This is a genomic window from Agrobacterium sp. T29, from assembly GCF_006970545.1.
GTDB lineage: Bacteria > Pseudomonadota > Alphaproteobacteria > Rhizobiales > Rhizobiaceae > Agrobacterium > Agrobacterium leguminum.
Genome location: NZ_CP040640.1, coordinates 1,852,692 through 1,866,575, shown reverse-complemented (window position 1 = coordinate 1,866,575; position 13,884 = coordinate 1,852,692). Strand labels below are relative to the sequence as shown.

Annotated in this window: 12 protein-coding genes and 1 tRNA gene; 7 read left to right on the top strand and 6 right to left on the bottom strand. The window is 59.3% G+C overall.

Translation table 11 applies throughout. The features are described 5' to 3' along the window. Positions 1–135 precede the first annotated feature (135 nt). Together FGF54_RS09495 and FGF54_RS09490 are read left to right on the top strand one after the other, a co-directional pair. On the top strand, positions 136–558 hold the full coding sequence (locus FGF54_RS09495; protein ID WP_142779513.1) for a secondary thiamine-phosphate synthase enzyme YjbQ: 423 nt from the start codon (positions 136–138) through the stop codon (positions 556–558). A gap of 151 nt (positions 559–709) precedes the next feature. Continuing rightward, the gene (locus tag FGF54_RS09490; RefSeq protein ID WP_080851285.1) at positions 710–1,045 is read left to right on the top strand and encodes a hypothetical protein; all 336 of its coding nucleotides are present in this window, start codon (positions 710–712) and stop codon (positions 1,043–1,045) included. Between the two features lie 184 nt (positions 1,046–1,229). Here FGF54_RS09490 and FGF54_RS09485 read toward each other — a convergent pair whose 3' ends face one another. Beyond that, positions 1,230–1,973, bottom strand: coding sequence for an SIMPL domain-containing protein (locus FGF54_RS09485; RefSeq protein WP_142779512.1), 744 nt, complete (start codon positions 1,971–1,973; stop codon positions 1,230–1,232). A gap of 180 nt (positions 1,974–2,153) precedes the next feature. Between FGF54_RS09485 and FGF54_RS09480 the strand changes: the two genes are divergently transcribed. Further along, positions 2,154–2,229: transfer RNA gene (locus FGF54_RS09480), tRNA-Ile, on the top strand. A gap of 171 nt (positions 2,230–2,400) precedes the next feature. On the opposite strand, the gene FGF54_RS09475 is transcribed toward FGF54_RS09480, so the two are convergent. After that, positions 2,401–2,772 (bottom strand): hypothetical protein, encoded by a 372-nt coding sequence (locus FGF54_RS09475; protein ID WP_168208047.1) that lies wholly within the window; start codon positions 2,770–2,772, stop codon positions 2,401–2,403. A 211-nt stretch (positions 2,773–2,983) separates the two neighbouring features. After that, positions 2,984–3,616, bottom strand: coding sequence for an outer membrane protein (locus FGF54_RS09470; protein ID WP_065655776.1), 633 nt, complete (start codon positions 3,614–3,616; stop codon positions 2,984–2,986). A 444-nt stretch (positions 3,617–4,060) separates the two neighbouring features. Here FGF54_RS09470 and FGF54_RS09465 point away from each other — a divergent pair, with 444 nt between their 5' ends. Together FGF54_RS09465 and FGF54_RS09460 are read left to right on the top strand one after the other, a co-directional pair. Continuing rightward, positions 4,061–4,513 carry a hypothetical protein gene (locus FGF54_RS09465; RefSeq protein WP_142779510.1) on the top strand — a complete coding sequence of 151 codons (453 nt, stop codon included), beginning with the start codon at positions 4,061–4,063 and terminating at the stop codon, positions 4,511–4,513. Between the two features lie 211 nt (positions 4,514–4,724). After that, positions 4,725–5,285, top strand: a complete 561-nt coding sequence (locus tag FGF54_RS09460) for a dual specificity protein phosphatase family protein (protein ID WP_142779509.1) — start codon at positions 4,725–4,727, stop codon at positions 5,283–5,285. A 146-nt stretch (positions 5,286–5,431) separates the two neighbouring features. Here the strand turns inward: FGF54_RS09460 and FGF54_RS09455 are convergent, their stop codons facing one another. Then, positions 5,432–6,679, bottom strand: a complete 1,248-nt coding sequence (locus FGF54_RS09455) for an AGE family epimerase/isomerase (protein WP_142779508.1) — start codon at positions 6,677–6,679, stop codon at positions 5,432–5,434. A 192-nt stretch (positions 6,680–6,871) separates the two neighbouring features. Between FGF54_RS09455 and metH the strand changes: the two genes are divergently transcribed. Further along, positions 6,872–10,645 (top strand): methionine synthase, encoded by a 3,774-nt coding sequence (gene metH / locus FGF54_RS09450; protein ID WP_142779507.1) that lies wholly within the window; start codon positions 6,872–6,874, stop codon positions 10,643–10,645. A 69-nt stretch (positions 10,646–10,714) separates the two neighbouring features. On the opposite strand, the gene FGF54_RS09445 is transcribed toward metH, so the two are convergent. Together FGF54_RS09445 and FGF54_RS09440 are read right to left on the bottom strand one after the other, a co-directional pair. Beyond that, positions 10,715–12,046, bottom strand: coding sequence for an MFS transporter (locus FGF54_RS09445; RefSeq protein WP_142779506.1), 1,332 nt, complete (start codon positions 12,044–12,046; stop codon positions 10,715–10,717). A 78-nt stretch (positions 12,047–12,124) separates the two neighbouring features. Next, positions 12,125–12,901 (bottom strand): AAA family ATPase, encoded by a 777-nt coding sequence (locus FGF54_RS09440; RefSeq protein WP_142779505.1) that lies wholly within the window; start codon positions 12,899–12,901, stop codon positions 12,125–12,127. Positions 12,902–13,233: 332 nt separating this feature from the next. Here FGF54_RS09440 and FGF54_RS09435 point away from each other — a divergent pair, with 332 nt between their 5' ends. Next, positions 13,234–13,878: a hypothetical protein gene (locus tag FGF54_RS09435; RefSeq protein ID WP_142779504.1), complete on the top strand. Its 645-nt coding sequence runs from the start codon at positions 13,234–13,236 to the stop codon at positions 13,876–13,878. Positions 13,879–13,884: the final 6 nt, after the last annotated feature.

Sequence of the window (13,884 nt, the reverse complement as noted above, 5' to 3'; positions counted from 1 at the left end):
GTGACGCCGGTTTTCCGTTCTGATCTTATAGGCCGTCGTCACGCACTTGTCGTATCCATTACGTCATCGGATACAATTTGACATGCTGAAACGTTGGCAGCGCCGATTTTGTTCCAACCCGTTGAAGGAAAAAATGTGCCGCAGAGAAAAATGATCGTCGCCACCCGCGGGCAGGGTCTTTATGAATTCACATCCGAGGCCAAGGCATTCGTCAGCTACGCCGGCGTGGAAGAAGGCCTGCTGACGATCTTCGTCCGGCACACATCCTGCTCGCTGCTTATTCAGGAAAATGCCGATCCCGATGTGCGACACGATCTCACGGTGTTTTTCTCCCGTCTCGTGCCGCCCTCGGACGATCCTTCCATGCGCTGGATCATCCACACGCTCGAAGGCCCCGACGATATGCCCGCCCATATCAAATCGGCGCTCACCACGGTTTCCATCGGCGTGCCGATCAGCGACGGCAGGCTCGTGCTCGGCACCTGGCAGGGCCTTTATCTTTTCGAACACCGCGATGAGCCGCATCGGCGCGAAATCGTGCTGCATATCTCGCCGTGATATCCGGATCCGGATCGAGGCGTTCCGCGTTAACCTCCCTGAACGCCTGCTGAACATTCGGTTCTGCTGATATTCAGGCGGGCGGGTCTAGGGTCTCGTCAATCGCCGGGGGATGTTCCCCTGTCGGCAAAGCAACAAACGGAGTGAGTTCATGTTCAGCACCTTCGCAAAAGCCGGCCTGGCTGCCCTCATCGCCCTCGGTGGAATTTCCTTTACTGCGCCGGCGGCTTCCGCAGGCTCGGATGTTCAGTTCAGAGTTCAGGTTCAGGATGGCTATGGCCATCGTCCCGGCTGGGGTCGCCCGGATCGCCCCGGCCGTGGCTGCTCGCCGTGGCTTGCGGAAGAAAAAGCGAGCCGCATGGGCCTTCGCCGCGCCCGCGTCGTCGATGTATCGCCGCGCCGTGTCGTGGTTGCAGGCTTCGACCGTCGCGGCCGTGACCGCGTCGTCTTCGCCAATGAGCGCGGCTGCCCCGTCATCCGCCGCTAATATGTAGTCCGCCGCTAACAGCGGCGACCTTATCGATCTGCCGATATCCCCGTACGGTAGATGGATTAAAAATGCCCCTCGCTTGTCCGGAAAGGCAGGCGAGGGGCATTTTATTTCGGGTTATGTGAATGGCTGAGCGCAAGACGGAGCAGGAGCGGCGCCGAAGCGCCGCCCGCCGTCGATCTTATTGCTCGAGAGCGAAGGTGACGTTGACCACCACGCTGTAGCTGTTCTCGCCAGAAGCGATCGGAACGCTGTCGGCTTCCTTCGCCATCGAAGCGCGCATCATGCCCGCCGGCATTGGCATCGGGCGCTGCGAGTTTTCGCTGATCTGAATGACCCGGCCAAGCTTCACGCCCGCCGCTTCCGTCAGCGTCTTCGCCTTGGCCAGCGCATCGGCAACGGCCAGCTTGCGGGCCTCGGTCACCGTCGCTTCGGGCTTGTCATTGGTGAAGGTGATGTCGCCGCCCTGGTTGATGCCGAGCTTGACGGAGGTATCGAGGATCGTGCCGAGCTTTTTCAGGTCGCGCACCCGCACAGTCAGGCCGTTGGACACCTGATAACCGGTGATCTTGGGCGCGACATAAACGCCATCCTTGGGTTCATAGTGCTTGTAGAGCGGCTGCACCGAGAAATTGCTGGTCTGCAAGTCGCGGTCCTCGATGGCGGCCTCTTTCAGCGCCTTGAGAACATCGGCAAGGGCCTTGGAGTTTTCGGTCAGCGCCGCAGCCGCGGTCTCCGCCTGCTTGACGACGCTGAAGGACAGGATCGCCATGTCGGGGGCAATGGCCGACTGGCCTTCACCGGAAACACTGATGGTGGCTTCGCGAGGAGTAGCCTCCTGTGCAGACACCTGGACGGCGAGCGGCATCATGGCTGCTGCGGTCATTGCGGTGAGTGCGAAAAGGCGGGCCGTTTTTGTCTTCATGGTGTTTCCTCGTTGATTGAGTCCCTTTGAAGGGTATTGCCTTAGATTGTGTAGCTAATACGGCGGCACTGCTTTGCTAAAGCATCATTGGCTTGTCGACCTGTAAAAATTACGTTAGAGCGTGACCCACCGGATTCGAGCCATTGCGAAACCGGTGTTTCGGACTGGTTTTTCCGAAAAGGGCCTGTAGCTCAATGGTTAGAGCCGGCGGCTCATAACCGCTTGGTTGGGGGTTCGAGTCCCTCCGGGCCCACCATTTTCTTTCAAGATCAATTGCTTGGGATTTTTTGCGGCTTTTCGCGAGCGCGCCTCTGTCACGTCTGATGCGTGATCTGCTCTGCCGATGGCAAAGTCCGGCTGCGGAATGAATGCGCCGGAGCCGATCCGGCCTGCCGATGGGGCAAGCCGGATCGAGAAAGCTTTAATGTCAGTTGCAGACCCGCATACTTTCCGTATGCCAGCCGCCGTCATAGGAATTGGGAACGCGGCGGTCTTCGAACCAGCAGCGCGGGCGGGGCGGCGGTGGCGGCTCGTAGTAGCGCGGGCCGTTATTGCTATTGGCGATGGCGCCGCCGATCAGGCCGCCGATGACGCCTGCGGCGAGGCCGCCGGCGATCGCTGCGCCGTCATTGTGGCGGCGGTGTTCGCGGTAGGGCGGCGGGGGTGGGCCGCCGCGGTCGTAGCCACGGTCATAGCGCGGGCGATAGGGATAGTCCTGTGCGGCAGCGCTGCCATAGGATGCAAAAATGCTGCCGGTGGCGACTAGCGCGGCAATAGTGGAAAGAATTATCTTTTTCATCGGGGCTACTCCATAAGCCTGCTTCGGGAGATAGAGGCTCATTATGCCCGGATCATGGCACGGGACGGGTGAACGGCCTGTGAATATTCCATTTCTGCACAGTTCATATTTTTCCGATTTCAGAATGTAAGAATTCAAGCCGGTTCAGGCTTTCAGTAACGAAAAAGCCCGGCGGATCGCCGGGCTTTTTGTCGAAGTCGATTGGTCGCGATCAGAACTTCACGCCGAGACCGACCTTTACAGTGTGCTGGTCGACATCGGTGTTGATGCCGAAGATGTCCTTGTCGCTATAGTCGTTGTAGCGGTATTCCAGCCTGCCGAACACATTGTCGGTGAAGGCATAGTCCAGACCCGCGCCAACGGTATAGCCGTTGAAGGTGGTGCTGTCCTTGCCAGCGCCGGGCGTTTCGATGAAGCCGCGTGTCGCGGTCCAGCCGGCGGTGGCATAGAGCAGGGCGTGGTCGAAGGCATAACCGACGCGGCCACGGACGGAGCCCTGCCAGTCGGTGCCGATCTGCACACCGGCATAGTCATTGTCGTTCCAGTTATAATCGACGTCACCTTCGATGCCGACGACGAAATTATTGTCGAACTGGTAATTGTAACCGGCAAAGGCACCCAGAATGCCGCCATTGAAATTATCCGAAGCGACGGGGCCGCCAGCCGAAAAATCGCCATTCGCCCAGCCCGCGCCGCCTTGGATACCAAGATAGGGGCCAGACCAGGTGAAGACCGGCAGTGTTTCCTGCGCGACCGGAGGTGCCGGCGTTTCGTAGACGGCATCCGCGGCCATTGCGGTGCTGGCCGACAGGGCCAGAAGTGACGTTACGATCAGCGTTTTCATCGTTTTTCTCCCTGAGCTGACTGACATCCATAGCATAGATTAGCTGCTTTTAATATGGGGCGGGGTTCGGCGGTTCCAAGAGGCGCTCGTGTCCTCCCGGCGTTGCTGGCCGTCTTGCCCCGGATCGCGGCTTTTTATCGCCCCGCCATGCTGTTCTGATGCGGCGAACGTCTTTGGCCGTGTTTGGTTCCCTTCGCCGTTTCGTCAAAAGTCCGGCAGGGCGCCCAGCCGACGTCACGCTTGGTTGTCTTGACAGCGCAGGGCGCGACCATAGAGTTGTGGTAGACTATGACGGTGTCGATGTTTTTCGCCGCATCGCCGGCGGCATAAGCTGCGGTTGAGACTACACCGTTGCGACTTCCCGGTGAGGGGGATCGTTGCGGGCGGAAAGGGCATGGGAGGATGAGATCGCATGAGGCTTTATTTTAGCGGAGGAGGGGCGACGTGATTGTCGGAGCCGTTCTCAGCGCCATTCTTCTTCTCGCCCTCATTGCATTTCCGCGGCATCTCAAATCCGTTGTCATTTGCCTGTTGCTGATCTGGACGGTCACCGCCGCCTTTGTGATTTATGACTGGTGGCGCGGCAACCAGCGGCTCGACCATATCGTCGCCAGCGCCGGATTCGATGCGGCCTGCCCGGATGCGGCACTGCCGATCCGCGTCAGCTTCCGCAACGACAATAATGTCGCCGTACAGCGGCTGACCTATACGCTCGAAGGGTTCGAACCGGCCTTCCGCGCCTCCGTTTCCTTCGATCCCTATCAGGTGAGCGAAAGACGGATCGAAGCCGGGGAGACTTTCTCGGCCTGCCGGGCGTTCCGTATGCGCAACAATGAAAGGGTGGAGCCGCAACGGCTGGAATGGCGTGTCACCGTCATTTCCGCGGAATTCGACTGAGCGGTTCGTGCGGCTGCCGGTTATCACGGCATTTTGAAAATTTTCGCGCCGGTGAGCGGCGGCCGGAAAATCCCTGCATCACAGCGCTTTCGGGCGGATGGGTGAATTCCTATCGTCCGCACGGGAACCGGCTGGGGCAGTCGCTGACTTGTTTTCGTCCATTTGCGATGCCATCTCCCCCTCCATTCGATGAATGTCGCGGGTTGATGTTTTGCGTATTGTTCTGAAGTTTCTGAAAATAACCGCCATCGGCCTTGTCGCCCTGCCGGTTCTGGCGGGTGCGCATATGGGCATCGGCCAGCTCACTGGAAATTTTCACGAAGTCATTCCCGGAGAGCTTTATCGTTCGGCCCAGCCGAGCGGCAAGGACATCGCGGCCTATGCCAAGGCTTACGGCATCAAGACGATCATCAACCTGCGCGATGAAAAGCGCGAAGGCTGGTATGAAGCCGAAAGCCAGGCGGCAAAAAACAACGGCATCCGGCTTGTCGATTATCCGCTGAGTTCAAGCGAAAAGGTCTCGGTGGAAGATTCGGAAACGCTGGCGGCCGTGCTGCGCAATGCGGAAAAACCGATCCTCATTCATTGCGAACATGGCGCGAACCGCACCGGGCTCGCCTCCGCCATCTATGTGGCCGCCGTGGCCGGCAAGAGCGAGGCGGCCGCAGAATTTCAGCTTTCGCCCTATTACGGGCATGTGCCGATCCCCGGTATCGGGCGTTATGAAATGTACCAGTCCTGGGACGATTTCGAGGAAACCATCGGGTTTTGAGACGCCGCCAGACATCGTCACCCCGGACTTGATCCGGGGTCCAGTGCGATCAAGTCATTGATCGCGAAAGACTCTTTCACGGCGCAGACGCGCCGTGGCTGGATGCCGGCTCAAGGCCGGCATGACGGACGGTTGCGCAACGCGCCTCAATAATCCCCGCCGCTTTCCCTGATCACCTTCGTCAGGCTTCCCGTCGCCGGGAAAAGCGGGATGAGGCAGGCCTGCAGCGCGTGGTAGATATCGCCCTTGCCGGGGAACAGCGTGTGGGCGGGAACCAGATCTTCCGTCAGTTCCTCATGCCAGCCGCCATTCTCATGGTCGATGAAGTTGTTGGCGATGGTGCTCCAGATGCGGCGATAGCTGTCTTCATAGAAGTTGTCCGCCGGCAGGTTCTCGTTGAGGAAGTGAGCAGCGCCCGCCGCCTCGGACATGGGCCACCAGAGCTTTGCCGTCTTGTCGGGATTGTCGTTCCAGTCGAGCGTATAAAAGAAGCCGCCCTTTTCCCGGTCCCAGCCGAGCGCCATGGATTGCACGAAAAGCGATTTCGCGGCCACCGGCATCCAGTCATGGCGGCGCTCCCCCAGCACCCATAATTGCAGGATGAGGCGCGCCCATTCCAGCCAGTGGCCGGGTGTGGAGCCGGAGGGGCGGAACATTTCGTTGCCGCGATACTCCTTGTCGAGTGTCCAGTTCTCGTCGAAATGCTCCGGCACGCGGAAGTCCAGCTCGCCGGCGCGGCGACGAATGACGAGGTCGGCGATGCGCTCCGCCTTGCTGAGGTAGCTATTGTCGCCGGTGACCTCATAGGCCGCCATCAGCGCCTCGGTCAGGTGCATATTGGAGTTCTGACCGCGGTAATTCTCGATGGGCGACCAGTCGCGATGGAATTCCTCGGCGATGGCGCCGTGTTTTTCTTCCCAGAAGCGAGTTTCCAGAACCTCGGTAATATCGGCCAGCATCCGGTCGGCCAGTGGGTGGCCAACGGTCTTGGCGGAAGAGGCGGCCAGAAGCACGAAGGCATGGCCATAACCCTGCTTGGTGGCGTCCACTGGGCCGGCATCGTTCACCTGCCAGAAATAACCGCCATGCTCGCCATCGCGGTGCCTGTTCCAGAGGTAGGTCATGCCGTGGTCGACGATATCGCCGCAGCCCGGGCGGCCAAGCAGGTGGCCGATGGAGAAGCAATGGACCATGCGAGCGGATGCGTGAATGCCGCGCACGGGGTCGTTTGGCTGCAGCGGCGCGCCTTTGGCATCGAGATCGAAGAAGCCGCCGGCAGGGTTGAGGGCACGATACTGGAAGAAATCGAAAAGTCCCTCGGCCTGTTTTACCAGCCATTGGCGATGCCAGGGCAGGGTGTTCCAGTTGCGGCTGTTGTGATCGTCCTCGGGCATTCTCGTCCTCCATGCGGTTTGCTGCTTCGGCTTATATCCTTGCCGTATAAACCTGTCATCTGTCAGTGAAATTTCGTAGTCTGCCGCAACGACGCAAAGCCATGTCTGTCCCTTGAAGATATATTGACATAAACATATCTTTATGTGACTTGACGGCTTGCGATCTTGCAAATCGAAATGAGGAGTATGCCCGTGTTTGACGACCTGTTTGGCCCTGAAGGGGCAAAGCGCGACGGCGCGGAAATTTTCAAGGCGCTGCGCGAGGCCGCCAGCGAACGCATCCTCATTCTCGATGGCGCCATGGGCACGCAGATCCAGGGGCTGGGATTTGACGAAGACCATTTTCGTGGCGATCGTTTTATCGGCTGTGCCTGTCACCAGAAGGGCAATAACGACCTTCTGATCCTGACCCAGCCGGATGCAATCGAGGATATCCATTACCGCTACGCCATGGCGGGTGCGGATATTCTCGAAACCAATACGTTTTCGTCGACGCGCATCGCGCAGGCCGATTACGAGATGGAAAATGCCGTCTACGACCTCAACCGCGAGGGTGCCGCGATTGTCCGCCGTGCCGCCCAGCGCGCCGAGCGGGAAGATGGCCGCCGCCGTTTCGTGGCGGGCGCCATCGGCCCTACCAACCGCACGGCTTCCATTTCGCCTGACGTCAACAATCCCGGTTACCGCGCCGTCAGTTTCGACGACCTGCGTATTGCTTACGGCGAGCAGATCGACGGCCTGATCGATGGCGGCGCCGACATCATCCTCATCGAGACGATTTTCGATACGCTGAACGCCAAGGCTGCGATTTTCGCCTGCGAGGAGCGTTTCGAGGCCAAGGGCATCCGCCTGCCGGTGATGATCTCCGGCACGATCACCGACCTTTCCGGCCGCACGCTTTCCGGCCAGACACCTTCGGCCTTCTGGAACTCGGTGCGCCACGCCAACCCCTTCACCATCGGCCTGAACTGCGCGCTGGGTGCCGACGCCATGCGTCCGCATCTTCAGGAACTGTCTGACGTGGCCGATACCTTCGTCTGCGCCTATCCGAATGCTGGCCTGCCGAATGAATTCGGGCAATATGACGAAACGCCCGAGATGATGGCGCGTCAGGTTCAGGGCTTTGTCCGGGACGGTCTCGTCAACATCGTCGGCGGCTGCTGCGGTTCGACGCCGGAGCATATCCGGGCGATTGCGGAGGCTGTCAAAGGCTACAAGCCGCGCGAAATTCCCGAGCACAAGCCCTTCATGTCGCTCTCGGGCCTCGAGCCTTTCGTGCTGACCAAGGACATTCCCTTCGTCAATGTCGGCGAGCGCACCAACGTCACCGGCTCGGCCCGTTTCCGCAAGCTCATCACCGCCGGCGATTACACGGCGGCGCTGGCTGTTGCTCGCGATCAGGTGGAAAACGGTGCGCAGATCATCGACATCAACATGGATGAGGGTCTGATCGATTCCGAAAAGGCGATGGTGGAGTTCCTGAACCTCATCGCCGCCGAGCCGGATATCGCCCGCGTGCCTGTGATGATCGACTCATCCAAATTCGAGATCATCGAAGCCGGTCTGAAATGCGTTCAGGGCAAGTCGATCGTCAATTCGATTTCGCTGAAGGAAGGCGAGGAGAAGTTTCTCCAGCAGGCGCGGCTCGTCCATAATTACGGTGCGGCGGTCGTGGTCATGGCGTTTGACGAGGTCGGGCAGGCCGATACTTACGAGCGCAAGGTCGAGATTTGCTCGCGTGCCTACAAGCTCTTGACCGAGAAGGCGGGCCTGTCGCCGGAAGACATCATCTTCGACCCAAACGTCTTTGCCGTTGCGACGGGTATCGAGGAGCACAATAATTACGGCGTGGATTTCATTCAGGCCACCAAGACCATCCGTGAAACCATGCCGCTGACGCATATTTCCGGCGGCGTTTCCAACCTGTCCTTCTCCTTCCGCGGCAATGAGCCGGTGCGTGAGGCGATGCATGCCGTGTTCCTTTACCACGCCATTCAGGTCGGCATGGATATGGGCATCGTCAATGCCGGGCAGCTTGCGGTTTACGACAATATCGATCCGGAACTGCGTGAGGCCTGCGAGGACGTGGTGCTGAACCGCCGCGACGACGCGACGGAACGGTTGCTGGAGGTCGCGGAGCGTTTCCGTGGCACGGGCGCCAAGGATACCAAGGTTCAGGACCTTTCCTGGCGCGAGCTGCCCGTTGAAAAGCGGCTGGAACATGCGCTGGTCAACGGCATCACCGAATATATCGAGGCCGATACGGAGGAGGCGCGCCAGAAGGCGGAGCGTCCATTGCACGTCATCGAAGGGCCGCTGATGGCCGGCATGAATGTGGTCGGCGATCTCTTCGGTTCGGGCAAGATGTTCCTGCCGCAGGTGGTGAAATCCGCCCGCGTGATGAAGCAGGCGGTTGCCGTGCTTTTGCCTTACATGGAAGAGGAAAAGCGCCAGAACGGTGGTGCGGAACGCAGCGCTGCCGGCAAGGTGCTGATGGCGACCGTCAAGGGCGACGTGCACGATATCGGCAAGAACATTGTCGGCGTCGTTCTCGCCTGCAACAATTACGAGATCATCGATCTCGGCGTCATGGTGCCGACGACGAAAATCCTCGAAACGGCGATTGCCGAAAAGGTGGATGTGATCGGCCTTTCCGGCCTCATCACCCCGTCGCTGGACGAGATGGTGCATGTGGCGGCCGAAATGGAGCGGCAGGGTTTCGACATCCCGCTCCTGATCGGCGGCGCGACGACGAGCCGTGTGCATACGGCGGTGAAAATCCATCCGCGTTACGAGGCGGGACAGGCAATCTATGTCACCGACGCCTCGCGTGCGGTGGGCGTCGTGTCGGCGCTTCTCTCCGCCGAACAGAAGCCCGCTTATATCGACGGTATTCGCAGCGAATATGCCAAGGTGGCGGAGGCGCACGCCCGCAATGAGCGCGAAAAGCAGCGTCTGCCGCTTTCCCGCGCCCGCGAGAATGCGCACAAGATCGACTGGTCGAGCTATAGCGCCGTCAAGCCGCAATTCTTCGGCACCAGGGTGTTCGAAACCTATGATCTGGAAGAGCTTTCCCGTTACATCGACTGGACGCCCTTCTTCCAGACCTGGGAATTGAAGGGTCGTTTCCCGGCGATCCTTGATGACGAAAAGCAGGGCGAGGCGGCGCGGCAGCTTTACAGCGATGCGCAGGCGATGCTGAAGAAGATCATCGAGGAAAACTGGTTCCGGCCGCGCGCGGTGATTGGCTTCTGGCCGGCCAACGCCGTGGGTGACGATATCCGGCTGTTTACCGATGAAAACCGTAAGGAAGAGCTGGCGACTTTCTTCACGCTGCGTCAGCAGCTTTCCAAGCGCGATGGTCGCCCCAATGTGGCGCTGTCCGATTTCGTCGCCCCTGTCGATAGCGGCGTTGCCGATTATGTCGGCGGTTTCGTGGTGACGGCGGGTATCGAGGAAGTGGCGATTGCCGAGCGCTTCGAGCGGGCCAATGACGATTATTCGTCAATCCTCGTCAAGGCGCTGGCCGACCGTTTTGCGGAAGCCTTTGCCGAGCGCATGCATGAGCGGGTGCGCAAGGAATTCTGGGGTTATGCACCGGACGAGGCTCTTGCCGGCGAAGAGCTGATTGGCGAGGCCTATGCCGGCATTCGCCCCGCACCCGGCTATCCGGCCCAGCCCGATCATACCGAAAAGAAGACGCTGTTCGCCCTGCTCGACGCCACCAATGCGGCGGGTGTGGAGCTGACGGAAAGCTATGCCATGTGGCCGGGCTCCTCCGTCTCGGGCATCTATATTGGCCATCCCGAGAGCTATTATTTCGGTGTCGCCAAGGTGGAGCGCGATCAGGTTCTCGATTATGCGCGCCGCAAGGATATGCCGGTGGAAGACGTGGAGCGCTGGCTCGGACCGGTCCTCAACTATGTGCCGACGAACGGCGCGGAGGAAATCGACAGCGCGGCGTGATGCTGCGGTGTGCTGCCATTCAATAAAAAAGCGCGGGTCTTGCCCGCGCTTTTTGCATTTAGTCGGTGTTTAAGACCGCAACGCCGCCAGTTCCTCGATGCCGACATGGCTCTCCACCTCGCTGCCGCGCAGATAGAGATAGAGGCCGATCGCGAAGGCGAGGACGGCGATGAAGACCAGATACCAGGCATGGGCCATGGGGTTGACGGCGAGCGCCGTGGTTACACCAATCGGCGTCAGCCCGCCGAAGACGGCATAGGAGACGTTATAGGCGAAGGAGAGGCCGGAGAAGCGCACCGAGGCCGGGAAGGCGCGGACCATGACATAGGGCACCGCACCCGCCATGCCGACCGAAAGACCCATGACGCCGTACAGCACGAACATGGTTTGAAGCGATGTGCCGGCATAGCTGTAAAAGGTGAAGGTGGCGATGCCGAAGAAGATGCTGGCCCCCATGAAGAAGATGCCGGAGCCGACGCGGTCGATCAGCGCGCCGGCGATGATGACGCCGAAGATCAGGAACAGCGTGCCGAAGCTGGTGCCGGCGAGCGCCTGTGTCGGGGTATACCCGTAAAGCTTCTGCAGGAAGGTGGCCGTCATCAGCGTCGTGACGACGATGGCGGCCGAGAGAACCCAGGTCAGCAGGGCGGAAATGACCACACCGCGCATATGGTGCTTCAGCACCAGCCCGAGCGGCAGCTTGTCCGTCAGCGATTTCGACTTCTTCATCTCGGTGAAGATCGGCGTTTCTTCCAGCCAGCGACGCAGATAAACGGCGATGAGGCCGAAAATGCCGCCGAGCAGGAAGGGAATGCGCCAGGCGTAACCGGCCACGTCTTCCGGTGTGAAGAGCGAGTTGACGGCGAAGGCGATCAGCGAACCCAGCATGATGCCGAAGGAAAGGCCGGATGTGAGGAAGCCGCAGGCGAGCCCGACGCGGCGGAAGGGCACATGTTCGGCAACGAAGGTCCATGCGCCCGGCACTTCACCACCGATGGCGGCACCCTGCAGCATGCGCAGGATGATGAGCAGGATGGGGGCGGCCACGCCGATGGTGGCATAGGTCGGCATCAGCGCCATGCCGAGCGTCGAGAGCGCCATCAACAGGATGGAGAAGGCGAAAACCCGCTTGCGGCCGTAACGGTCGCCATAATGCGCCAGCACGATGCCGCCCAGCGGCCGTACCAGATAACCGGCGGCGAAGATGCCGAAGGTCTGGATCATCACCAGCCAGTCCGGCATTTCCGGCGGGAAGAACAGATGGCCGATGACGGTGGCGAAAAATACGAAAATGATGAAATCGTAAAATTCCAGCGCGCCGCCGAGGGCCGAAAGGCCAAGAGTTCTGTAATCCTGACCGTTGAGGGGCCGGGCTGCCGCCGGTGTGGTGGTGGGAGACATGAGGCTGCTTCTTTTCTAAATTACGTATTACTTATGGGCATGCGGCAAGCGCGGCGCGATTTCAAGCCTTATCGACGCTCAATCGCTCAGGTATTTCGAGGGACGATCAAGAAAGCGGCGCAGGAAACTGATGTTTTCCAGCTCGTCGTAGAGGCGCTCGGTGATGCCGTCCGCGTCGAAATGATAGATGGTCGCCTCGGGAATGGCCAAAAGCACCGGCGAATGGGTGGCGATGATCAATTGCCCGCCGCTATCGGCGGCGTCGCGGATAAGGGCTGCCAGCTCGAGCTGCTTTTGCGGCGAGAGCGGGCTTTCCGGTTCGTCGAGAAAATAGAGACCGGCGCCATGCAGCCGCTGTTGCATGATATCGAGAAATCCTTCGCCATGCGAACGCCGGTCGATGACATTGTTCCTGACGATCCTGCGAAACGTATCCGGGGTTTCTTCCGGAAAATCTTCGCCCTTCTTGAGGGCCTTTTCCCGCTCCCAGCGAAAATCGTCCAGCGCGTCCTCGTTCTGCCGGTGTATATAACCAAGCACGTCTTCCGCGCGCATGAACATGCGGATTTTCGGATATTTCTTGCGGGCGAAATAGAAGGACTTCGCTACGGTCTCGGCATGCTGAAGGTAGAGGTCGCCGGCAACCTGGCCGTGATTGCCGATGGCATAGGCCGTCATTCCCGCTGCCAGCCCTTCCAGCAGCGTCGATTTGCCAGAGCCGTTATTGCCGGCAAAAAAGGTGATCGGCGTCTTGAATTCGAGGCGTTCCAGATGGCGCAGCGCCGGAACGGAGAAGGGATATCCTTTCTCTCCATCCGGGGTTTCCTTCATGGTTACGCTATCGAGAAACAGCATGTCGCGTTCCTTGCATCTAATCCGTCATGTTCGCCGACGTTGCGCTCTGTCGCATCATCGCGGCTCTATGCTCAAAGCAATTGCGTGTGATTGCGGTTTAACGTGGGGCGCTGTTCGCGCCAATGGTTTGCAGCGTCGGCGGAGATACGTCATGCCGCATCGTTCGAAGTTAATTTTATTATAATTTAGCACAGTTCATTCTTGTAATAAATCGATCAATATTATATATATGCAATATATATCTTAAATTTAAGATGTCATTCTAAGTATAAACTTCAAATTAATTCAGTAATGCCAGTTGTCGTCATTCTCGTTGTTGTTGGAGAGAGTGAATGAAGCATATTGCGCTTTTTTCGGTCGGGTTTCTATTTTCCGCGATATTCGTGAGCGAAGCTGAGGCGCGGAAGTCCCGGTTTTTTGCCATCCCCGGATTCGGCGGCGGCGAGACAATCGATCTCGTTTATGATCTGCCGGATAACGAGCCTTTTCTTCGCGACGGGGAAGCATTCGACATCGGTTATCTCAACAGCGGGGATAGGAGCGGTTATGTGCTGTATCGTGGCGAGCGGTACAGCAGGCTCAGCGATGCGGATATCGCCAGGCTGAAGGCGACGCTTGGTTTTGATCCGACGACAAAAGACCGCATGGAGCGGGCGGCAAGGGGCAGCGACGCGCCCTGGAATCTCGTGATTATCATAGCGGTCGCAATTGCTGGTATCTTTGTGCTTGTTCACAAGGGCATGCAGCTAGTGCGATGGATTTCGCGATTGGCGACGATCTCCGCAGTTGCGGGAAGTAAGCGGCAGGAGGAGGAGGACACCCCCGACCCGCTGGAGGTCCGCAAGAAACAGCTGGTAAACCGTCAATGGAGCGATAGCCAGACGGATCACGCGGCGCGTATCCCGGCAGCATCGCCGGCTCATGCGTCTGCCCGAGGGACCACTCCGGTCCGGACATTCGGACGCAGGAGCGCCTGAGCGGTG